This is a genomic window from Sphingomonas caeni (assembly GCF_026013415.1).
Taxonomy (GTDB): Bacteria; Pseudomonadota; Alphaproteobacteria; order Sphingomonadales; family Sphingomonadaceae; genus Sphingomonas; species Sphingomonas caeni.
Genome location: NZ_JAPDOK010000002.1, coordinates 195,765 through 216,411, shown reverse-complemented (window position 1 = coordinate 216,411; position 20,647 = coordinate 195,765). Strand labels below are relative to the sequence as shown.

General features: G+C 67.4%; 19 protein-coding genes. 5 read left to right on the top strand and 14 right to left on the bottom strand.

What is annotated here, in order from left to right:
* Window positions 1–82 precede the first annotated feature (82 nt).
* Both OF829_RS05645 and OF829_RS05640 read left to right on the top strand, forming a co-directional pair.
* Window positions 83–319 carry a hypothetical protein gene (locus OF829_RS05645; RefSeq protein WP_264939010.1) on the top strand — a complete coding sequence of 79 codons (237 nt, stop codon included), beginning with the start codon at window positions 83–85 and terminating at the stop codon, window positions 317–319.
* 68 nt (window positions 320–387) lie between these two features.
* Window positions 388–765 (top strand): hypothetical protein, encoded by a 378-nt coding sequence (locus OF829_RS05640; RefSeq protein ID WP_264939009.1) that lies wholly within the window; start codon window positions 388–390, stop codon window positions 763–765.
* Here OF829_RS05640 and OF829_RS05635 read toward each other — a convergent pair.
* Both OF829_RS05635 and OF829_RS05630 read right to left on the bottom strand, forming a co-directional pair.
* On the bottom strand, window positions 762–1,097 hold the full coding sequence (locus OF829_RS05635) for a VOC family protein (protein WP_264939008.1): 336 nt from the start codon (window positions 1,095–1,097) through the stop codon (window positions 762–764). The two genes, OF829_RS05640 and OF829_RS05635, sit on opposite strands and share 4 nt — an antisense overlap.
* A 50-nt stretch (window positions 1,098–1,147) precedes the next feature.
* Window positions 1,148–1,828 carry a TetR/AcrR family transcriptional regulator gene (locus OF829_RS05630; protein WP_264939007.1) on the bottom strand — a complete coding sequence of 227 codons (681 nt, stop codon included), beginning with the start codon at window positions 1,826–1,828 and terminating at the stop codon, window positions 1,148–1,150.
* A gap of 115 nt (window positions 1,829–1,943) precedes the next feature.
* Here OF829_RS05630 and OF829_RS05625 point away from each other — a divergent pair, with 115 nt between their 5' ends.
* Both OF829_RS05625 and OF829_RS05620 read left to right on the top strand, forming a co-directional pair.
* Window positions 1,944–4,265, top strand: a complete 2,322-nt coding sequence (locus tag OF829_RS05625) for a TonB-dependent receptor (protein WP_264939006.1) — start codon at window positions 1,944–1,946, stop codon at window positions 4,263–4,265.
* A gap of 74 nt (window positions 4,266–4,339) precedes the next feature.
* Window positions 4,340–5,590: a spinster family MFS transporter gene (locus tag OF829_RS05620; protein WP_264939005.1), complete on the top strand. Its 1,251-nt coding sequence runs from the start codon at window positions 4,340–4,342 to the stop codon at window positions 5,588–5,590.
* 151 nt (window positions 5,591–5,741) lie between these two features.
* Here OF829_RS05620 and OF829_RS05615 read toward each other — a convergent pair whose 3' ends face one another.
* The 10 genes from OF829_RS05615 to rpmI all read right to left on the bottom strand — a co-directional run bounded on the left by OF829_RS05615 (window position 5,742) and on the right by rpmI (window position 17,217).
* Window positions 5,742–7,310, bottom strand: a complete 1,569-nt coding sequence (locus OF829_RS05615) for a peptide chain release factor 3 (RefSeq protein ID WP_264939004.1) — start codon at window positions 7,308–7,310, stop codon at window positions 5,742–5,744.
* A 16-nt stretch (window positions 7,311–7,326) separates the two neighbouring features.
* Complete coding sequence (locus OF829_RS05610; protein ID WP_264939003.1) at window positions 7,327–8,199, bottom strand: aldose 1-epimerase family protein; 873 nt, start codon at window positions 8,197–8,199, stop codon at window positions 7,327–7,329.
* A complete protein-coding gene (locus tag OF829_RS05605) occupies window positions 8,196–9,593 on the bottom strand; it encodes a pyridoxal phosphate-dependent decarboxylase family protein (RefSeq protein ID WP_264939002.1) in 1,398 nt (465 codons plus the stop codon). The genes OF829_RS05610 and OF829_RS05605 overlap by 4 nt, the downstream gene beginning before the upstream one ends.
* 67 nt (window positions 9,594–9,660) lie before the next feature.
* Window positions 9,661–10,095, bottom strand: a complete 435-nt coding sequence (locus OF829_RS05600) for a hypothetical protein (RefSeq protein ID WP_264939001.1) — start codon at window positions 10,093–10,095, stop codon at window positions 9,661–9,663.
* Window positions 10,092–12,494, bottom strand: a complete 2,403-nt coding sequence (gene pheT / locus OF829_RS05595; protein ID WP_264939000.1) for a phenylalanine--tRNA ligase subunit beta — start codon at window positions 12,492–12,494, stop codon at window positions 10,092–10,094. Before pheT ends, OF829_RS05600 begins: the two co-directional genes overlap by 4 nt.
* Entirely contained in the window at window positions 12,491–13,576 is a 1,086-nt protein-coding gene (gene pheS, locus OF829_RS05590) for a phenylalanine--tRNA ligase subunit alpha (protein WP_406701414.1), read from the bottom strand. Before pheS ends, pheT begins: the two co-directional genes overlap by 4 nt.
* 79 nt (window positions 13,577–13,655) lie before the next feature.
* A complete protein-coding gene (locus OF829_RS05585) occupies window positions 13,656–14,654 on the bottom strand; it encodes a hypothetical protein (RefSeq protein ID WP_264938998.1) in 999 nt (332 codons plus the stop codon).
* Entirely contained in the window at window positions 14,651–16,360 is a 1,710-nt protein-coding gene (locus OF829_RS05580) for an Hsp70 family protein (protein WP_264938997.1), read from the bottom strand. Before OF829_RS05580 ends, OF829_RS05585 begins: the two co-directional genes overlap by 4 nt.
* Before the next feature lie 273 nt (window positions 16,361–16,633).
* Window positions 16,634–16,999 (bottom strand): 50S ribosomal protein L20, encoded by a 366-nt coding sequence (rplT, locus tag OF829_RS05575; protein ID WP_264938996.1) that lies wholly within the window; start codon window positions 16,997–16,999, stop codon window positions 16,634–16,636.
* A gap of 14 nt (window positions 17,000–17,013) precedes the next feature.
* On the bottom strand, window positions 17,014–17,217 hold the full coding sequence (gene rpmI, locus OF829_RS05570; protein ID WP_264938995.1) for a 50S ribosomal protein L35: 204 nt from the start codon (window positions 17,215–17,217) through the stop codon (window positions 17,014–17,016).
* A 157-nt stretch (window positions 17,218–17,374) separates the two neighbouring features.
* On the opposite strand from rpmI, the gene OF829_RS05565 reads away from it, so the two are divergent.
* The gene (locus tag OF829_RS05565) at window positions 17,375–19,477 is read left to right on the top strand and encodes an AsmA family protein (RefSeq protein ID WP_264938994.1); all 2,103 of its coding nucleotides are present in this window, start codon (window positions 17,375–17,377) and stop codon (window positions 19,475–19,477) included.
* On the opposite strand, the gene OF829_RS05560 is transcribed toward OF829_RS05565, so the two are convergent.
* A complete protein-coding gene (locus OF829_RS05560) occupies window positions 19,474–19,833 on the bottom strand; it encodes a ribosomal maturation YjgA family protein (protein WP_264938993.1) in 360 nt (119 codons plus the stop codon). The two genes, OF829_RS05565 and OF829_RS05560, sit on opposite strands and share 4 nt — an antisense overlap.
* The gene (gene hisN / locus OF829_RS05555) at window positions 19,830–20,609 is read right to left on the bottom strand and encodes a histidinol-phosphatase (protein ID WP_264938992.1); all 780 of its coding nucleotides are present in this window, start codon (window positions 20,607–20,609) and stop codon (window positions 19,830–19,832) included. The genes OF829_RS05560 and hisN overlap by 4 nt, the downstream gene beginning before the upstream one ends.
* Window positions 20,610–20,647: the final 38 nt, after the last annotated feature.

The window sequence follows — 20,647 nt, the reverse complement described above, 5'->3', positions numbered from 1 at the left end:
TTGGGGCGCCCGCCGCGCCGATGCAACGCTTGGCCGGAACAGCGTGGGTCCCCGTTGGTTGAATCCCCGAAAGGAACGCGCGATGGAACCGGTCTTCTTCGTGATGGCGATCATGGGCTGCGACGATGCGGGCACCGCTTGCCGGCAGGAACGCGTCGAGCCCATCCGTTACGAATCGGCCGCCCAGTGCGAGGCGGCAATGCCCGCCGCGCTCGGCCGCAACACCGATCTCGATTATCCGGTGGTCGCCGCCGCCTGCCGGCGCGACGCCCGGCGCTTCGCCGATCGTGTCCCGATGCCGGTCGGTCCGCGCTCCTAACCCAGGTTGGCAACCCTCAGCGATTGAGGATAACCATTCCCCCGGGGCGAATCTTGGGGGTTAGGGGCATGCGAAAGCTGCTGGGCGTGCTGATCGGCACCGCGATCGGCCTTGCGGTCGTCGCCGGGCTGGCGAAGCTCAACCTCTATCTCTTCCCCTGGCCGGCCTTCGACTGGCAGAGCCCCCAGGCCTGGGGCACCGCGCTCGCGGCAGCGCCGCTGGCCGCGCACGCGCTGGTCGCGGGCAGCTGGGCGATCGCCACGCTGGTGGGCGGGCTGATCGCCGTCCGCGCGGCAGGCTGGTCGACCGCGGGGTGGATGGTGGCGGTGCTGATGGCGTTCGCCGGCGTGGTCGGCGCGCTGTTCGTGCCCCAGCCGCTCTGGATGCAGATCGTCGCGGTCGTCACGCCCTTCGCCGCCGGGCTGGTCGTCGCGGGCGCCGCCTAAGGCCGCGCGTGCCGCGACTCATAGATGCCGAGCTTGCTCCCGCCCGGCATCGTCACCCCCGTCGCGCGGCCCCATGAGGCTTGGAACGGCTCGCTGCATTCGAAGCCCTTCGCGCGGATATGCGCGACAGTCGCATCGATCGACTCGCACATGAGATAGAGCTCATGGCTGCTCCCCTCCGAGGGATGCACCGCCATCTCCGAGGGCGGCAGCCGGAAGATCAGCCAGCCCCCGCCGACATCGACATTGGGCAGCTCCAGCACGTCGCGCAGAAAGGCGCGGTCCGCATCGGCATCGGTGGAATAGAGCATCACATGCGCGCCGGTGATCATCGACTCGTCTCCCCTGTCCGCGAACAGCAGAGACCCGGCTTCGGCTGCCGTCAATCGGCCGCCTTGCCGATCCCCCGCGCGAGCATCGAGGCGACCGTATCGGCGATCGTCTCGGGGTCCATCGCATCGTCCCACACCGAGTAGCGCAGCCCCAGGAACACGTTCATCCCCATGATCGCCCAGGCGTGGATCTCCGAGATATCGTCGCGCAGCTCGCCGCGTTCGGCCGCCGCCTTCAGGCGCGCGCCGATGCGTTCGGCGGTGGTCGCATAATGCATGTGGAAGCTTTCGGGATCGACGAACTCGGCCTCGTCGATGATCCGGTAGATCTCCTTGTGCTCGCGCGCGAACCTGATGAAGTGGAGCAGGCCCGCGCGCTCCGCCGCGATCTGATCGGGCGCAGAGCGGATCGCCGGGCCGACATGCTCGCGCACCTGCTCGCTCATGTCGCGCACCAGCGCGCGGAACACCTCATCCTTCGAATCGAAATAGGTGTAGAAGCTGCCGAGCGCGACGCCCGCGCGCCGCGTGATCCCGCTGATAGAGCCCTCGTGAAACCCCTTCTCGCCGAACTCGACCGCCGCGGCATCGAGGATCGCGCGCAGCGTCCGGCGCCCGCGCGCGGTCCTCGGCTCCTTGCTCGAGGACGGGCTCGGATCAAGGCTCGATCCCGGGCCGATTCCGGTCGCTTCCTCCTCAGCTGTGGCCGCAATGCCACTCCCGCTTGCCATTTTCCGGCCCTCCCTCGATCCCAAGTTGAAACCTGGTTCAGGTTTCAGTATAGCGTCCGGCAACCACATTCAACCCGTCCAATAGAGCGGGTCCATCATGGGGAGGAAAGACCTGATGTCGCGACTGTTTCCGTCAGCCCGTACCATTCTCTTCGCCGGCGCCGCATTCGCCGCGCTGACCGCCGTTCCCGCGCTTGCGCAGGACACGCCGCCCGCCGATACCCAGGCGAGCGAAGGTTATGACGGCGAGATCGTCGTCACCGCGCGGCGTCGCGAGGAATCGCTCCAGGACGTGCCGATCGCCGTCACCGCGTTCAGCGGCGCGGCGCTCGAGCAGAACGGCGCGCTCGACATCACCGATGTCGCCGCCACCACCCCCAACGTGACCCTCGAAGTGTCGCGCGGCACCAATTCGACCCTCTCGGCCTTCATCCGCGGCGTCGGCCAGCAGGATCCGGTCGCCGGGTTCGAGGCGGGCGTCGGCATCTATATCGACGATGTCTATCTGAACCGCCCCCAGGCCGCCGTCCTCGACATCTATGACGTCGAGCGGATCGAGGTGCTGCGCGGGCCCCAGGGCACGCTCTACGGCCGCAACACCGTGGGCGGCGCGGTCAAATATGTCACGCGCCGGCTCGACAACGACCCGCACATCAGCCTGCGCGGCGCCTTTGGCAGCTACAAGCAGGCCGATTTCGTCGTGAGCGGCAGCACGCCCGTCGTCGATGGGCTCAAGGTCGGTGCCGCGATCGCGCGGCTCGGGCATGAGGGCTTCGGCACGAACCTCACCACCGGCCAGGACAATTACAACAAGAATATCTGGGCGGCGCGCGGCACGATCGAGCTTGCGCCGGAGGGCGGCCTGATCTTCGTGCGCCTGTCGGGCGACTATACCCATGACACGAGCAACACCCGGGGCGGTCACCGGCTGATCCCCGGCATCGCGACCGGCACGCCGGTGCTCGCCAATGTCTATGATTCGCAAGGCGGGCTGCTCGACCCGAAGCAGGATGTCAAATCATACGGCGGATCGCTCTATATCGACTACAAGCCCTATGACTGGCTGACCTTCCGCTCGATCACCGGCTATCGCAAGGACGACAGCGCCACCCCGATCGATTTCGACGCGCTGGCGTCGGTGAACGTCGATGTGCCCGCCTTCTACAATAACGAGCAGTTCAGCCAGGAAGGCCAGTTCCTGATCGACAGCGGCAAGTTCCACGGGCTCATCGGCGTCTATTATCTCAACGCCAAGGCGCACACGGTGTTCGACGTGCGCCTCCCCGGCGGCGTGACCGCGCAGACCTTTGGCGACGTGAAGACCAAGACGACCTCGATCTTCGGCGACTTCTCCTATGATCTGAACGACATGTTCAGCGTCTCGGCCGGCGGGCGCTATACCTGGGACAACCGCAAGGCGACGGTGCTGCGCCGCACCTATCTGGGCGGCGGCTCGCCGCTCTTCGGCGGCACCGGCACCCTGTTCGCCACCACGTCGGACTTCAACGGCGACGCCGATTTCGGCAAGTTCACCCCGCGCGTCTCGCTGACGTTCCGCCCCAGCGCCGACCACACCATCTATGCAAGCTGGTCGCAGGGCTTCAAGGGCGGCGGCTTCGATCCGCGCGGCCAGACCAGCGCCTGCCGCAGTTCGGCGGGCGGCGCCTGCACCCCGCAGGAAGTCTATGCCTTCATGGCGTTCGATCCCGAGACGGTCGATACCTATGAGATCGGCTGGAAGGCGACGATGTGGGAGCACCGGCTCAACTGGGCAGTCGCGGTGTTCGATTCCGAATATACCGACGTCCAGGTCCCGGGCTCGATCGGCACGACCGTCAATGGCCAGCAGACCTTTATCGGCATCACCACCAACGCCGCCAAGGCGCGCATCCGCGGCGTCGAGTTCGAGGGCAATGCCGTGCTGATGCGCGGCGACAGCGGCAAGCTGACCTATTCGTGGAGCCTCGGCTATCTCGACGCCAAATATCTCCACTACATCGACTCGCGGGGCCTGGATGTCGCCGATCGCCGCGCGATCCAGAACACGCCCGATTGGACCGCGAGCAGCACGCTCACCTATGCGGTGCCGATCGGCGGCGGCGAGCTGACGGTCAGCGGCACCGCCTCGTACCGCGGCGCCTCGCAGCAGTTCGAGCTGCGCACGCCGATGCTCGACCAGCCGGCCTACACCCTGTTCGATGCCAACATCGTCTGGGACATCGACGATCACTTCTCGGTCGGGCTGCACGGCCGCAACCTGACCGACAAGCATTACATCGTTTCCGGCTACAACTTCCTCAGCCAGAACCCGGATACCGGCAATTTCAACAAGACCGCGGGCGGCGCCTATATCCCGACGCTCGGCAATGAGGGCGTGCTGACCGCCTATTACGGCAATCCGCGCCAGATTTTCGTGACCGGTTCGGTCAAGTTCTAAGGCGAGCTCCTCGCACCAACCTTCCGGGCCGGGCGTCACACGACTCCCGGCCCGTTTCTTTTGAGGAATCGCCCATGGCCGACGCTGCCCCCGCTACCCCCGCCTATCGCGGTGCCGTGCTGGCGATGCTGCTGCTCGTCTACACCTTCAACTTCATCGACCGGCAGATCCTGTCGATCCTCGCGCCCGGCATCATGGCCGAGCTGCATCTGACCAAGAGCCAGCTCGGGCTGCTCGGCGGGATCGCCTTTGCGAGCGTCTATTCGACGCTGGCGATCCCCCTCTCCTGGCTCGCCGACCGCACCAGCCGGACCTGGGTGATTACCGGCAGCCTCGCGGTGTGGAGCGGCTTCACCGGCTTGTGCGGGATGGCGAGCGGTTTCACCCAGCTCTTCCTCTGCCGCCTCGGCGTCGGCGTCGGCGAGGCGGGCGGGGTCGCGCCTTCCTATGCGGTGATCGCCGACTATTTCCCCGCGGGCAGCCGCGCCCGCGCGCTCGCCATCTATTCGCTCGGCATCCCGCTCGGTTCGGCGGCGGGGGTGATGCTCGGCGGGCATATCGCGAAATCGGTCGACTGGCGCGCGGCCTTCCTCGTCGTGGGCGGGCTCGGCCTGCTGATCGCCCCGCTCTTCCGCCTCGTCGTCCGCGAGGCCCCGCGCGAGCGAAGCGCCGCCGGCGGCACCTCCTTCGCCCAGGTCTTCGCGATCCTCGCGCGCAAGCGGAGCTTCTGGCTGCTCGCCTTCGGCGCCTCGGCCAGCTCGATGCTCGGCTATGGCCTCGCCTTCTGGCTGCCGACGCTGATGAAGGAGAGCTTCGGGCTCGATCCCGCACAGACCGGCAATTTCTACGGCGCGATCCTTTTGATCGGCGGGGTCGCCGGGGTGCTCGCGGGCGGGTTCATCGGCGACCGGCTGGGCGGGCGCGACAAGGCGGCCTATGCGCGCCTGCCCGCCATTGCTTTCGTCCTCGCGGTGCCCCTGTTCGCGGGCGGGGTGATGTCGGGTACCGTCACCGCGGCCTTCTGCTTCTTCGTCGTGCCGCAGGCGCTCGCCTATATCTGGCTCGCTCCGGTGATCGCCGCGGTCCAGCACCTCGTCCCCGCGCCGATGCGCGCGACCGCCTCGGCGAGCTTCCTGCTGATCAACAACCTGATCGGGCTGGGCGCGGGCATCTATATCCTCGGCGGCCTGGCCGACGCACTGGCGCCTGTGTTCGGCACCGAATCGCTGCGCTACGCGATGCTGTTCAGTCTTGTCTGCTATCTGGTCGCCGCGCTGCTGATGTGGCTCGCGGCCAAGCCGCTGCGCGACGAATGGGTAGATTAGCGCGAAGTAACGAAGCGACTCCGGCGTTTCCCTGACTGCCCAGCGCGCCCCGTTTCGCCCATTATGGCGGCGTGCCTCCGAGGGTCTTGCCTTTCGGGAGTTTGCGGGCCGGACGCGCGCTAATCCCTCGCTACCGTCCGGCCCGTTTTCTCTAGCGTTCGCGCGTCGCCGCGAACTTCACCGCCGGATAGCGCTCGGTGAGGTAACCGACCTCCCACGCCGATTTGGCCATGAATACCGGATTGCCGTCGCGGTCCTTGGCCATGCCGCCGCGGTTGAGTTCGGCGAAGCTCTTGAGGCCCGCCGGATCCTCCGACGAAATCCAGCGCGCGGTCTCGAACGGCGCCATCTCGAGCCCCGCCGCGACCTTATACTCCGCCTCGAGCCGGCTGAGCAGCACGTCGAGCTGGAGCTGGCCGACCACGCCGATCACCCAGTTCGAGCCGATGTCGGGATAGAAGACCTGCGTCACCCCCTCCTCGGCCATGTCGTCGAGCGCCTTGCGAAGCTGCTTGGTCTTGGTCGGATCCTTGAGCACCACGCGGCGCAGGATCTCGGGCGCGAAGTTCGGCAGCCCGGTGAAGCGCACATCCGCCCGCTCGCTCAGCGTATCGCCGACGCGCAGCACCCCGTGATTGGGGATGCCGATAATGTCGCCCGGAAACGCCTCGTCGGCCAGCTCGCGTTCGCGCGCGAAGAACAGGATCGGCGAATGGATCGCGATCGGCTTGCCATGCCCGGTCGGGGTCAGTTTCATGCCGCGCTTGAACGTCCCCGAGACGAGCCGCATGAACGCGATCCGGTCGCGGTGATTGGGGTCCATATTGGCCTGGACCTTGAACACGAAGCCGGTGACCTGCGGCTCGTCGGGCGAGACCGGCGCGGGCTCGGCGGGCAGCGCATGCGGCGGCGGCGCGTAGCGCGCGATCGCGTCGATCAGCGAATCGACCCCGAATTCCTTGAGCGCCGATCCGAAATAGACCGGCGTCAGGTCGCCGTTGCGATAGGCCTCGGCATCGAAGGCCGGATAGCCGACCCCCGCCAGCTCGACTTCCTCGCGCAGCCTGGCCACGCCCTGCGCGCTCAGGATCGTGTCGAGCTTCGGATCGTCGAGGCCCGAAGTTTGCTCGACCTTCCCCTGAAACTCGCGGCTATCGCCCTCGGGGAGCAGCAGCCGGTGATCGACCAGGTCGTAAATGCCCTCGAACTGCCCGCCCATGCCCACCGGCCAGGTCATCGGCACCACGTCGAGCGCGAGCATGTCGGCGATCTCGTCGAGCGTCGCGAACACCTCGCGCCCCTCGCGGTCGACCTTGTTGACGAAGGTGATGATCGGCACGCTGCGCAGCCGGCACACCTCGAACAATTTGCGCGTCTGCGGCTCGATGCCCTTGGCGGCGTCGATCACCATCACCGCCGAGTCCACGGCGGTCAGCGTGCGGTAGGTGTCTTCCGAGAAATCCTCGTGCCCCGGCGTATCGAGCAGGTTGAAGGTGATCCCCTCCCGCTCGAAGGTCATCACGCTCGACGTCACCGAAATCCCGCGCTGCTGCTCGATCTTCATCCAGTCCGACCGCGCCCGCCTTGCGGCGCCGCGCGCCTTGACCTCGCCGGCGAGATGGATCGCGCCGCCGAACAGCAGCAGCTTTTCGGTGAGCGTGGTCTTGCCGGCGTCGGGATGCGAGATGATCGCGAAGGTACGTCTGTCGTTGGAAGCCATGCGGCCCCCTAGCGGGTCACGCCTCCAGCGTCACGCCCATCGTGAAGCATCGTGATTCGCCCGGCGCATAGCGCTGCATCAGCGGCTTGTCCCAGATTTCCCCAGCGAAGCCCCAGGGGTCGGCGATGCCGTGCCAGGGCTCGATGCAGACAAACCGGGCGCCCGGTCTGGTCCAGATGCCGAGCGCGGGCGTATCGGGAAAATCGACCAGCAGCTGCGGCCCATGCTCCGGGCCGTACAAGACCCATTGGCTGCGTACCGGATTCCAGATCAGCGCGTCGCGTTCGAACAGTTCATCCGTCAGATGCAGCGCATAGTGATCGATCGGACTGTCCCGGCCCTCCGCATCGATCCACCCGCCCTTGACGATTGCCGCCAATCGTCCCGGCTCGTCCTGTGTGAAGCTGATCCGGTGGTCCTCCTTCGCAGCGCCATAGGGCAAGGGCCAGGCAAAGGCGGGATGGAATCCGAAGCTTGCCGGCATGTCCCGATCGCCGGTGTTGGTCACGGTCACCTTGGTAATGAACGTCGGATGCAGAGGCCTGAGGCTGAATTCCACATCGAGCCTGAAGGCGAAGGGATAGACGGCGCGCGTCTCGTCATTGTCGGTCAGCCGGAATAGCGCACGCCTCTCCGTCTGCTCGACCAGCGCGAACATCTGCCGCCGCGCAAAGCCGTGCTGGGGCAGCGAATATTCCTTCCCGTCCAGCCGGTATCTGTCCTCCATCAGCCGCCCGACGATCGGGAAGAGCAACGGCGCATGCCCGCTCCAATAGGCCGGATCGGCATCGGTCATCAGCTCGCGCCCCTCGGCGTCGCGCAGGCTGGTCAGTTCCGCCCCGAACGGGTTGATCGCCGCGGTCAGCGCCTCCGAACCGATCTCGATCATCCGCGAACCTTGCGCCAGGCGTCGAGCACCGCATCCACCGCCACGTCCGCCTCGGCCATCGTCGTCGCGATCGAGCTGACCGAGACGCGCATCACCCAGTCGTCGCGCCACAAGGCACCGCCGATGAACGCGATCGCATCCTCCTGCACCCGCTTGACCGTCGCGAGCGTCGCCCGATCACCTTCGGCTCCGCTCCCGCCGAAGCGGACCATGAACTGGTTGAGCTCGACGGGTGCCACCAGTGCGATACCAGGCTCGTCCGCCAGCCGCTCGCCCATGTGCCGCGCGATCTGGCAATGCCGCTCGACCATCTCGGCCAGTCCCGCGCGGCCCAGTTGCTTGAGCATCGCCCAGGTCGCGAAGCCCCGCGCGCGCCGCGACAGTTCGGGCACATAGGCCGAGGGCTCGCGCTCGGTCTCGGCGCCGAGCGGGAGGTAGCTGGCCGAGATCGCCATCGCCCGCCGGTGCGCCTCGGCGTCGCGGACGATCGCGAACCCGCAATCATAGGGCGTCTGCAGCCATTTATGCCCGTCGGTCGCCCAGCTGTCCGCCGCCTCGACCCCCCGCGTCAGATGCGCGCGATCCGGCGCCACCTGCGCCCACAGCCCGAACGCGCCATCGACATGCAGCCAGGCCCCGGCATCCTTCGCAATCGGCGCGATCTCGGCAAAGGGATCGCACGCCCCCGTGTTGATCTGCCCGGCCTGCGAGATCGCGATCACCGGCCCGCTGCACCCCTTGATCACCCGCTCGAAATCCCCCGCGAGCATCCGCCCCGAGGCATCGCTCCCGACGATCTTCACCCGCTTGGCGCCGAGCCCCAGATATTTGAGCCCCGAATAGACGGTGGCATGGGCATCCGCCCCGATCACCACTTCGACCGGCGGCGCTCCGAACAGCCCCAAGGCCTCGACGTCCCAGCCCGCACGCCGCAGCACCTCGCTGCGCGCCGCGGCAAGACAGACGAAATTGGCGACCGTCGCCCCGGTCACGAACCCCATCGAGGATTCGCGAGGAAGTCCGAGCAGATCGAGCAGCCAATCCGCCGAAACCTTCTCGATCGCCGATGCGGCGGGCGCCGAGATGAGGTTGCCGACATTCTGACCCCAGGCCGAGGCCAGCCAGTCCGCCGCGACCCCGGTGGGATGCGAATTGCCGATCACCCAGCCGAAGAAGCGCGGCGCCGCGCAGGCGCGGATGCCCGGCGTCGCCTTGTCGATCAGCTCGGCGATGATCGCTTGCGCGTCGCCCGGCCCCTCGGGCACCGGCGCGTCGAAGGCGGCGATCATCGCGGCATAATCGGCGACCGGGTTGGTCTCGGCCTCGGCCACGCCGCGCCGATAGGCGATCGCCGCCGCCGCCGCCCGCGTCATCGCCTCATATTCGCTCGTCATGATCGCCTCCCGCGACGCGCCATAGCAGCAGCCATGCGCCGCGCCTCCCGAAGCTTGCGCCCGATCTTCACTTTCTGCAGTCGAGATCGTCTTCGTTGATCGACCGGTCTTCGGCGAGATGCCAGCATTCGCCGTCCCACCGGTCCTCGTGCTCGCCGAACTGCACCAGCGTCCCCGGGGGACAGCCAAGCTCGGCGAGATGCAGGCGGATCAGCGCGCGGCCGGCATCGAGGTCGGTCACATCGGCATCGATGATCGAGTAGATGACTTCCCAGCCGTCACCCTCGTCCTCGTCATCCTCATCCACATCGCGCGCGCTGATCGAGCTGCCGCCGCCGGCGCTGCCCAGGCCGGTCATCCGGAGTTCGGCATCGATATGCAGCGTGAAGCGCTTGTGCCGCTCGAACGGATCGAAATCGCCCGGCAACAGGATCGGGGTGTAGATGTCGCCCGGCTCCTCGTGAAGCGCAGTAAACCCTTCGAGGAACCGGTCGATCTTCATCCCCTCAGCACCGCCCCCAGCTTCGCCGCCGCGGCGACCACCCTGTCGGCCACGGCCTTGAGCTCCTCGTCGGTGAAGCTCTTCTCGCCGGGCTGGAGGGTGACCTCGATCGCGAGGCTCTTCCGGCCGTCGGGCACGCCGGCGCCGGTGAAGACGTCGAACAGCCGCGCCTCGAGGATCGCCGCCTTGTCGGCGCCCTTGACCGCACGGACGAGATCGCCCGCCGCCAGCGCCGCGGGCACCAGGAAGGCGAAGTCGCGCGTCACCGGCTGGAGCGCGGGCGGGGTATAGGGCGCGCGCATGAACCCGGTGCCGCCGCGCTTCGCGGGCAGCGCATCGAGATAGAGCTCGACTGCCGCCACATCGCCGTCGAGATCGAACGCCTTGAGCACGCTCGGATGCACCATCCCGAACGCCGCGAGCACCGTCTTGGGGCCGAGCCGCAGCGTGCCCGACTGGCCGGGATGATAGACCTCGCCCGCCTCGCCCATCACCTGCAGGTTGCCGACCGGCGCGCCCGCGGCTTCGAGCAGCGCCACCGCCTCGGCCTTGGCGTCGAACGCCCCGAAGCCCTGCGCCTTGCCCGACTGCCACCCGCGCGGGGCGCGGTCGCCCGCGAGCACGATCCCCAGCGTCGGCCGTTCATCGAGATTCTTGGTGGCGTCGGCGAGGTAGCGCCGGCCGATCTCAAACAGGCGCACGCCTGGCGCGCCGCGCTTGAGGTTGCGCTCGGCCGCGGCGAGCAGCCCGGGCAGCAGCGAGGGCCGCATCACCTTCAGATCCTCGCTGATCGGATTGGCGAGGCGCCACGCGCCGCCGCCGAACGGCGCGGCCTCGCTCTCGGAAATGAAGCTCCACGTCACCGCCTCGCCCAGCCCGCGCGCGGCCGCCGTCCGGCGGACGCGGCGTTCGAGCTTCTGCTCCGCCGTCGCGGTCGGCCGCGCCACGCCGGGGGCACGCGGCAGCGGGGTCGAGGGGACATTGTCGATGCCCGTGATGCGAATCACCTCCTCGACCAGATCGGCGGGGCCGTCGATATCGCGGCGCCAGCTCGGCACCGTCACGGTCCAGTCCGCCGCCACGGTAAAGCCGAGCCGTTCGAGGATCGCCTTCTGTTCGGCCTCGGGCACCGCCAGCCCGCCGAGCGTCCCGGCGCGCGCGGGGTCATAGGCGACCGTCTTCGCCTCGGCCGGCGCCGCGCCCGCGCGGGTCACCCCGCTCGCGGTCCCGCCGCAATGGCCGAGCACCAGAGTCGTCGCGATCGCAAGGCCGTCATCGAGGAACGCCGGATCGACTCCGCGCTCGAAACGCTGCCGCGCATCGCTGGTCAGCCCCAGCTTCTGCCCCGTCCGCGCGATATGATCGGGATCGAAATAGGCGCATTCGATGATCACGTCGGTGGTCGCCTCCGACACGCCCGAATGCTCGCCGCCCATGATCCCGCCGATATCGTGGACCGCCACGTCATCGGCGATCACCGTCATGCTGGCGTCGAGCGTATAGGTCTTGCCATTGAGCGCGAGCACGTGCTCGCCATCGGCCGCCCGCCGCGCGACGAGCCCGCCCTTGAGCTTGGCCTTGTCATAGACGTGCAGCGGCCGCCCCAGGTCGATCGAGACGAAATTGGTGATGTCGACCAGCACCGAAATCGGCTTCTGCCCGATCGCGGTGAGCATCTGGCGCATCCACGCCGGCGCTTCGCCATTGGTCACGCCGCGCACTTCCTGGCCGTAGAAGGCCGGACAGCCCTCGGGGTCCCGGGTCGCGACGTCCGGCCCGGGGCCCTCGCCCGCGACCGGCGCGAGCGTTTCCATCCGATAGACCTCGGCCAGCGGCTTGAGCGTCCCCAGCCCCGCCGCCGCCAGATCGCGCGCGATCCCGCGCACGCCCATGCAGTCCTGCCGGTTGGGGGTGACCGACACGTCGATCACCGGATCGCTCAGCCCCGCATAGTCCGGGTAGGCGGTGCCGACCGGCGCGTCGGCGGGCAGCTCGATGATCCCGTCATGATCGTCGCCCAGCTCGAGCTCGCGCGTCGAACACATCATGCCGTTCGAGGTCACGCCGCGCACATCGCGCACCACCAGGGTCATGGCCGACCCCGGCACATAGGCGCCCGGCGGCCCGAACACGCCGACCAGTCCCGCGCGCGCATTGGGGGCGCCGCACACGACCTGAACCGGCCCTTCGCCCGCATCGACGGTCAGCAGCTGCAGCTTGTCCGCATTGGGATGCGGCGCCGCGGTCAGCACCCTGGCGACACGGAACGCCGCGAGCTTGGCGCCCGGATCCTCGACGCCCTCGACCTCGAGCCCGACGCGAGTCAGCGCCTCGACGATCGTGTCGAGGCTCGCTTCGGTCTCCAGATGCTCCTTGAGCCAGCCCAACGTGAACTTCATGCGCCTACTCCCCCGCTGAGCGTGGGCACGTCGAGCGCCGAGAAGCCATAGTGCCGCAGCCAGCGCACATCGCCGTCGAAAAAGGCGCGCAGGTCGTCCATCCCGTATTTGAGCATCGCGAGCCGATCGATCCCGCAGCCGAACGCGAAGCCCTGCCACTCATTGGGATCGTATCCGCCCGCCTCGATCACGGTGCGATGGACCATGCCGCTGCCGAGCACTTCCATCCAGCCCTCGCTGCCGCCGATCACGCGCTTGCCGTTCACGAGGCTGTAGCCGACATCGACTTCCGCCGAAGGCTCGGTGAAGGGAAAATAGCTCGGGCGCAGCCGCAGCACGATGTCGTCGCGCTCGAAAAAGGCCTTGAGGAAGGTCTCGAGCGTCCATTTGAGGTGGCCGAGCGTGATCCCCTTGTCGATCACCAGCCCCTCGACCTGATGGAACATCGGCGTGTGGGTCGCGTCGCTGTCGCTGCGATAGGTCCGTCCCGGCGCGATGATCCGCACCGGCTGCTGCCCGCCCGCCGCATGCATCGCGCGGATCTGCACCGGGCTGGTGTGGGTGCGCAGCACATGCGCCTCTTCGCCCTCGGCAGCCTGCAGATAGAAAGTATCGTGCATCGCGCGCGCGGGGTGGGTCTCGGGCATGTTGAGCGCCGAGAAATTATACCATTGGGTCTCGATCTCGGGCCCGGTCGCCACCGCGAAACCCAGATCGGCGAAGATCTCGGCGAGCTCGTCCATCACCTGGCTCACCGGATGCACGCTCCCCGGCGCGATGCCGTCGGCGGGCAACGTCATGTCGAGCGTCTCGCTCGCGAGCTTCGCGTCCATCGCCTTGCGCTCGAGCACCGCCTTGCGACGGGCAAGCGCCTCGGTCACCGCCTCGCGCAGCGCATGGATGCGCGGCCCTTCGGTCTGGCGCTCCTCGGGGCTCATGCCCCCCAGCGTCTTGAGCAGCCCGGTGATCGCCCCGGCCTTGCCCAGCGCATGAACGCGCAGCACCTCGAGCGCGTCGAGCCCCGCCGCGGCGTCGATGCTGCCCAGCAGGTCGGTCTTCAGTTGATCAAGGTCGTGCACGATATTTCTCTTCTGGATGATCCGAAGCGCTTAGCCGGGGATAAGGAGCGCGCCAACCCGTCTGGCGAAGCAGCCGCGCCGCCTAGTAGCCGCCGCTTCTGCCACCCCGCCGAAGGAGCGCGGGCACAATCCAGAAGAGCGCAATGCCCGAAGTGGCGCCAACAAGGCTGATAACCAGCAGGCCGCCCAGGAACAGCCCCAATATCTTGAAGATCTCGTTGAAATACAGCCTGCGCCACCAATAGCCGATCCGCGCGTTGAGCCGTTCGAAGCCGCGACCGATTCGAGCGGGTGCCGAGGCGTGGCGGCGCTCGATCAACGCTTCCCAGGCCGCCACCGATTCCCGCGGAAATTCGGCGATCAAGGTCGGATGCTGGGTGTGGACGACCTTCAGCAACTGTGCGACCGAATCGGCATAATGGTTGGACGGCCGCCGGTCCGGATCCATCAGCAGCCGGCAAGCCTGGTGGGTCGGACCGGTGCTCCGCTGGATCGCACGGAGGAACTCGCAATCGGCGTTGCGATTGACCACCGCGATGATGGCGGGCGGGCAATCCCATTTTTCTGCGCGCGCAAACCAGCCGAAACCGTTGATCGCCGAGGCCATGACCGCATTGGTGCGCGGAATTCCAGCGAGGATCAGGTCGGCCGCCCAGGTTTCGATCGCAATGGCGTGGTCGATCTGCTCCATTTCCGGGCTCGCAAGAAGCCGCGCCATGCGCGCGCAGATCTCGTCGTAGATGTCCTCGCGCGATCGATCGCCGTAAACCAGCGTCTGGATCGCCTCGAAATGCTCGATCCATTTCGGCCGGGGCTCGGCCTCCGGCTCGGGTTCGGGCTGCGGTGCCGGGCTGGCCGGTTGTTCCGGCAGAGGCGCGAGGACGAGTTCGCCCGCCGAATAGGATTGCTGCCGGCGCAGCTTCATCGTCCGCGCCCGGTCGAACGCCTCGCGCAGTGCGATGAAGGCATTCGGGTCGGCATCGACGTCGATTGCTTTGAGCTGCGCGGCATAGGCACGCTTGATCGCCGCCTGGTCGTCGGTCGGTGCAATGCCCAGCCGCGTCCAGGGCGATCCGCTCATAGAAAGCGCTCGCCTTCGAGCTGGTCGAGCGCGCTTTCGACCTGTGCCCGCATCTCGGTGATCGCATGCGATTCCTGCCGATCGAGCACTTCATGAAAGGCGGTGATGATCTCGCCGATATACTGGCGGTGGTCGCCCAGAAATCCCTCGTAGCAGCGCTCGGCGCGAGCCAATGTAGCGGCGTTGACCGCGTCGTCGCGCGGATGGACTTTCAGCGCCGCCAGCGCGGCGCGGCGCCGTTCGAGATCCTCCGGCGACCCGTCCCCCTCGCCGCTGCTGACGATCCATTGCTGGCGCAGGCCTGTCGCGGGGACCGCGATATCGACTTCGAGCAACCCGCTCGGATCATAGCTGAAGCGCACCTCGACCACGATCTCGCCGCGCGGCTTTGGCGGCACCGGTACTTCGAGCTGGTCGAGATGGATATTCTCGGCAACATTGCGGGCCTCGCCCTGATAGACGTTGAAGCGCACGATCCGCTGATTGTCTTCCAACGTCCCGAAATAATGGACGCGGCTGGCGGGCACGACGGTGTTGCGCTCGATGATCGGCGAAAAGATCCCCATCTGGATTCCGCCCTTGGTGTCGCGCCGACCGGTCTCGACGCCTAGCGTGAACGGGCAGACATCGGTCAGGCGGATTTCCTGAAGCGCCGCGTCGCGCTGCTTCAGCCCGGCCTGCACCGCCGCGCCCAACGCCACCGCATGATCGGCATGGAGCGCGGTGTTGGGAAAGCGGCCGAACATGCGCGTCACCGCCCGCCGCACGATGGGCATGCGCGTCGCGCCGCCGACCAGCACGATCTCGCTCAGATTGTCGACGCGGATATTGCTGTCGCGCAGCGATCGCAGCACGGGATCGCGCAATCGCTGGAGCAACGGCTCGGCCGCCTTTTCGAAGGCGTCGGCGGTGATCGTCGCGGAATAGGGCTTGCCCTCCCACACGAAGCTCAACTCGGCCTCGTCGGCATCGGTCAGCTTGCGCCGGGTCCGCTCGGCTGCGGCGCGCATCACTTCGGCGAGCATGCTGGCCTTGGCCCCGCGCGCCAGCGCGCCTGCCGGATCGATCGCCTCGCGCGCGACCGCCGTCAGGATGTCGTTGAAATCCTCGCCGCCCAACCGGTTGTCACCGGCCGAGGCGCGCACTTCGACCACGCCTTCGAACACCTCGACGATCGACACGTCAAAGGTGCCCCCTCCCAGATCGAAGACCAGGAACGGCTCGCGGTCACCGCGCTCGTGAATGCCGTAGCCCAGCGCCGCTGCGGTCGGCTCATTCACCAGCCGCTCGACCTTCAGCCCCGCCAGCTCGCCGGCCCGCCGCGTCGCCTTGCGCTGGTGATCGTTGAAATAGGCGGGAACGGTGATAACCGCGCCGGTCACCGGCTCGCCGGCCCATGCCTCGGCATCGGCCTTGAGGCTGCCCAGGACCAGCGCCGACAGCTCTTCCGCTGAAAAGGCGCGGCGGCCTAGCGCGAGCTTCTTTTGCGTGCCCATCAGCCGCTTGAAGGCGGTCGCAGTCATCGTGGGATGCGTCGATTGGCGTTCGCGCGCGGCCATGCCGACCAGCAATGCGCCCTTGTCGGTGACGCTCACCGCCGATGGGGTCAGCACGTCACCCAAGCTGTTGGGGACCAGCACGGGCGCGCCATCCCGGAAGATTGTGACCGCACTGTTGGTCGTTCCCAGATCAATACCGACGATCATCGCTTCCCCCCGGAACCAGCCGCATTGATAGACGCAAGAAGAAGGGCCGCAAGTCCCAAGACCAATGGCCCTTTGCTTGTATGCCCGCGCGGACAAGTTTTAGGAGGCGGAGCCTCGAAGCGCCGGCACGCCTGATATCCTTGCGACACGGCTTGTCGGTCCCCGCGGGCGGCATGGCGCGCGTATGGTAATCCAGATGCAACGGGCCCAGACGCAAGAAGGGCGCCGGTGTCTCCACCGGCGCCCCTTTTGGCGCAGTCGCTGCAGGTCGCCTCAGGCGGCCTGGGGCAGAGCCGCCTTCGCCTGCGCGACGATGGCGGTAAACGCCTCGCCTTCGTGCATGGCGATATCGGCCAGAACCTTCCGGTCGAGCTCGATGCCCGCGAGCTTCAGCCCGTGCATGAACTGCGAATAGGTCAGCCCCTCGGCGCGGACGCCGGCGTTGATGCGCTGGATCCACAGGCCGCGGAAGCTCCGCTTCTTAACCTTGCGGTCGCGATAGGCGTATTGCCCGGCCTTTTCGACGGCCTGGCGCGCAACGCGAATCGTGTTCTTGCGACGGCCGCGATAGCCCTTCGCCTGTTCCAGGATATTCTTGTGCTTGGCGCGGGTGGTAACACCCCGTTTGACGCGTGCCATGTCTCAGACCTCCCTTACTTCAGGCCGTACGGCGCCCAGAGGCGCACGTGACCGACATCGGCGTCCGACAGCACCGAAGTACCGCGGTTGGTCCGGATATATTTCGCGTTGTGGCTGATCAGCCGGTGGCGCTTGCCGGCGACTCCATGCTTCACCTTGCCAGTGGCGGTGAACTTGAAGCGCTTCTTGACGCCGCTCTTCGTCTTGAGCTTGGGCATTTTGGTCTCCTTGCAAACTCGAACGTGCGAACAGCCGCGGCAGCCCTTGATGGCCGGGCGTGTTCCTTGGGCTCGAGGAAAGGCGGGCGCTTAGCCGAAGGCCTGCTGCAATGCAACCGATTCGGAACCGCAAGGCGGACCCATGCTTTAGACCCGCATGGCAGACGAAACCGCCCCGGCGCCTTCTCGGCCTGCGCTCGGTACCCCGCTTGCCGCGACCGCCTCGGTCCTCGCCACCCTGCTCGGTCTGCTCGTCCTCGCCTGGGCGATCCTCTTCGTCACCAAGGGCCGCTTCCTCAAGCACCCGTTCGAGCGGATCGTCTCCAGCCAGACGATGCGCCAGGTGAAGGTCACGGGCGATTTCCAGCTCTATCTCAATCCCTGGAACGTCAAATTCCTCGCCGAGGGGATGACGATCGCCAATCCGCCCTGGGCCACGGGCAATTTGTTCGAAGCCAGGAAAGTCGATTCGGTCATCTCCACCTGGTCGCTGATCACCGGCAATCACCGGATCAACTGGCTCGCGCTCGACGATGCGCATCTCGACCTGCAATGGGACGCTGCGCACAAGCGCAACAGCTGGACGCTCGGCGACCCCAACCGGAAGGGCGAGCCGCTCGACCTCCCGCTGATCCGCGCCGCGCGCGCCGCGGGGACGGCGATCCACTATCGCGACCCCGCAATGGCGCTGCTCGCCGATCTGGGGCTCCAGACGGTCGAGGCGCGCGACACGCAATTCGCCACCGCGATCCGCTTCGACGGCAAGGGCATCGCGCGCGGCACGCCGTTCACGGTCGGCGGCGCGCTGCTCACCCCCAACGCCACCGTCGAAGGGGGCCAGAACCGCCTCGAACTCCATATCCGCGGCGCCGCCACCACCGCCGATGTGACCGGTACCCTCCCCGGCGCGACCGAGATCGAGGGGGCGGACCTGCATGTTGATGTCCGCGGCAGGAACCTTGCCGATCTCTTCTCGGTCATGGGTGTCGCGGTGCCCGATACGCGCAGCTATCGCCTGCGTTCGGCGCTGACCAAATATCGCAACGAATGGCGTTTCACGGGCGTGAAGGGCCGGTTCGGCGAGAGCGATCTGGCGGGCAAGTTCACGATCATCAACCGCGAACCCCGGCTGATGATCAATGCCAGCCTCTCGACCAGCATTCTCGATATCGTCGATGCCGGGCCTTTCATCGGCTACAATCCCGACCGCCTCGAAGCGCAGGGCGCGGTCACCACCGTGGACGGCGCCCCGCGCGTGCTCCCCGATGCGCCGCTGCGCGCCAAGGCGCTCGAGAATTTCGACGCCCGGGTCGATTGGCACGTCCGCGCAGTGCGCGCGCCCGGGCTGCCGTCGATCTCGAACATCATGCTCGGTCTCACCCTCGACGACCGGCTGTTGACGCTGTCGCCGCTCAACTTCGCTTTGTCGCGCGGCGTGGTCAGTTCGGACGTGACCATCAACGCGCGCGATCCGCGTGTCGTCACCGACTATGACATCCGCCTCTCGCCCACCCCGATGGGGACCTTGCTCGCCGGCTTCGGCGTGCTGGAGGCGGGGACCAGCGGCACGATCAAGGCGCGCGCCAAGCTCAGGGGCGTGGGCGACACCGTCCATGATTCGCTGAGCAATTCGAACGGCCGCATCGCCTTCATCATCCCCAAGGGGACGCTGTGGACGCGCAACGTCCAGCTTTCCGAGCTCGATATCGGCGTGTTCATCCAGAAGATGTTCGAGAAGAAATTGAAGGAGCCCGTCCGGATCAATTGCGGGCTGGTCGCCTTCACCGTGCATGAAGGCATCGGCGCGGCCGATCCGATCCTGATCGATACCGCGGGCAATGTGATCGCGGGGCGCGGCGGGTTCAGCTTCAGGAACGAACGGATCGATCTCGCGATCGAGGCCGATGCCAAGAAATTCAGCCTCTTCTCGGGCCAGTCGCCGGTGGGGGTGGGCGGTTGGTTCGCCGCGCCCACGATCGATCCGATCAGCGGCGAGCTGGTCGCGCGCGCCGGGGCCGGGCTGGGGCTGGGCACGCTGGTGAGCCCGTTCGCCGCGATCATCGCGTTCGTCGATGTCGGCGATGCCAAGGCCGCCGATTGCGGTCCGGTCCTTGCCGGCGCCTCGGCGCTGCGCCAGCGCGACACCAAGGGCCGCCCGCGCACCGATGTCGGCCGCGGCACCACCGCCAAGTCGGAGAGCGGGCGTCAATCCAGCCAGGAGAAGCGCAAGCAGCGCAAACGCTTCCTCGGGATTTTCTAGCGCAGCCGCTCCGCCGCCAGCACGATCGCCGCACCCGCCAGATAGGCGAGCAGGTCCTTCACCTCGAACCCCGACCCCAGCACGATCCGCGCAACGGCGTTGGACCGCAGCCCGAGCATATCGAGGATCCCGATCAGCTGCCCGAACTCGACCGCGAAGGCGATCGCCAAAGCGACCACCAGCGCGGGCATCACCTCGATCCGCAGCACCGCGCGCAGCCCCAGATAGACGAGGATCACCGCCAGCACGTCGCCCAGATAGGGCCGCACGAACCGGTCCCGCACGAACAGCGCGATCAACACCTCGACCGCGAACAGGGCCATGGCCGCCAGCGCGTAGCCGCGCCGGAACCTCAATGCCCGCAGGCCAGGGCTTCGAGGATATCGTCGATCCGCGCCGGATCGCCCGCCGCGATCACATCGCCCGCGCTCCCGGCATGGAGCGGGTCGCCCGCCCAGTCGCACATCCGCCCGCCCGCGCCCTCGACCACCGGCACCAACGCCGCAAAATCATAGAGCTTGAGCTCCATCTCGACCACGATATCGATATGGCCCGACGCGAGCAGCGCGTAATTATAGCAGTCGCCGCCATAGAGCGGGCTGCCCACCGCCGCCGCCAGCGCGAGATAATGCTCGCCTTCATGCGCGCCGAACAGATGCGGGCTGGTGGTGGCGAGCTGCGCCCCCTTGAGCTCCCGGCAGGCGCGCGTCCGCACGGGAGCGCCGTTGAACAGGGTCTGCCGCCCCACCGCGCCGATCCAGCGCTCGCGCTGCACCGGCTGGTCGATCACCCCGAGCACCGGCCAGCCATCCTCGACCAGCGCGATCAGCGTTCCGAAGATCGCGCGGCCCGCAACGAAGCTGCGCGTCCCGTCGATCGGATCGAGCACCCAGACGCGCCCGCTGGTCCCCGCGCGCTCGCCATATTCCTCCCCGAAAATCCCATCCATCGGGCGCTCGGCGATGATCAGCTTGCGCATCGCCTCCTCGGCCTCGCGGTCGGCGAGCGTCACGGGCGAAAGATCGCCCTTGGTCTGGAGCCCGAACTCGGCGCGAAACCGCGGCCGGATCGCCGCGCCCGCCGCATCGGCGAGACGGTGGGCCAGGGCGATGTCTGTCTCGGAGATGGGCATCCTCCGCCCCTAGCCGCCCAGTTTTGACTCGCCAAGGT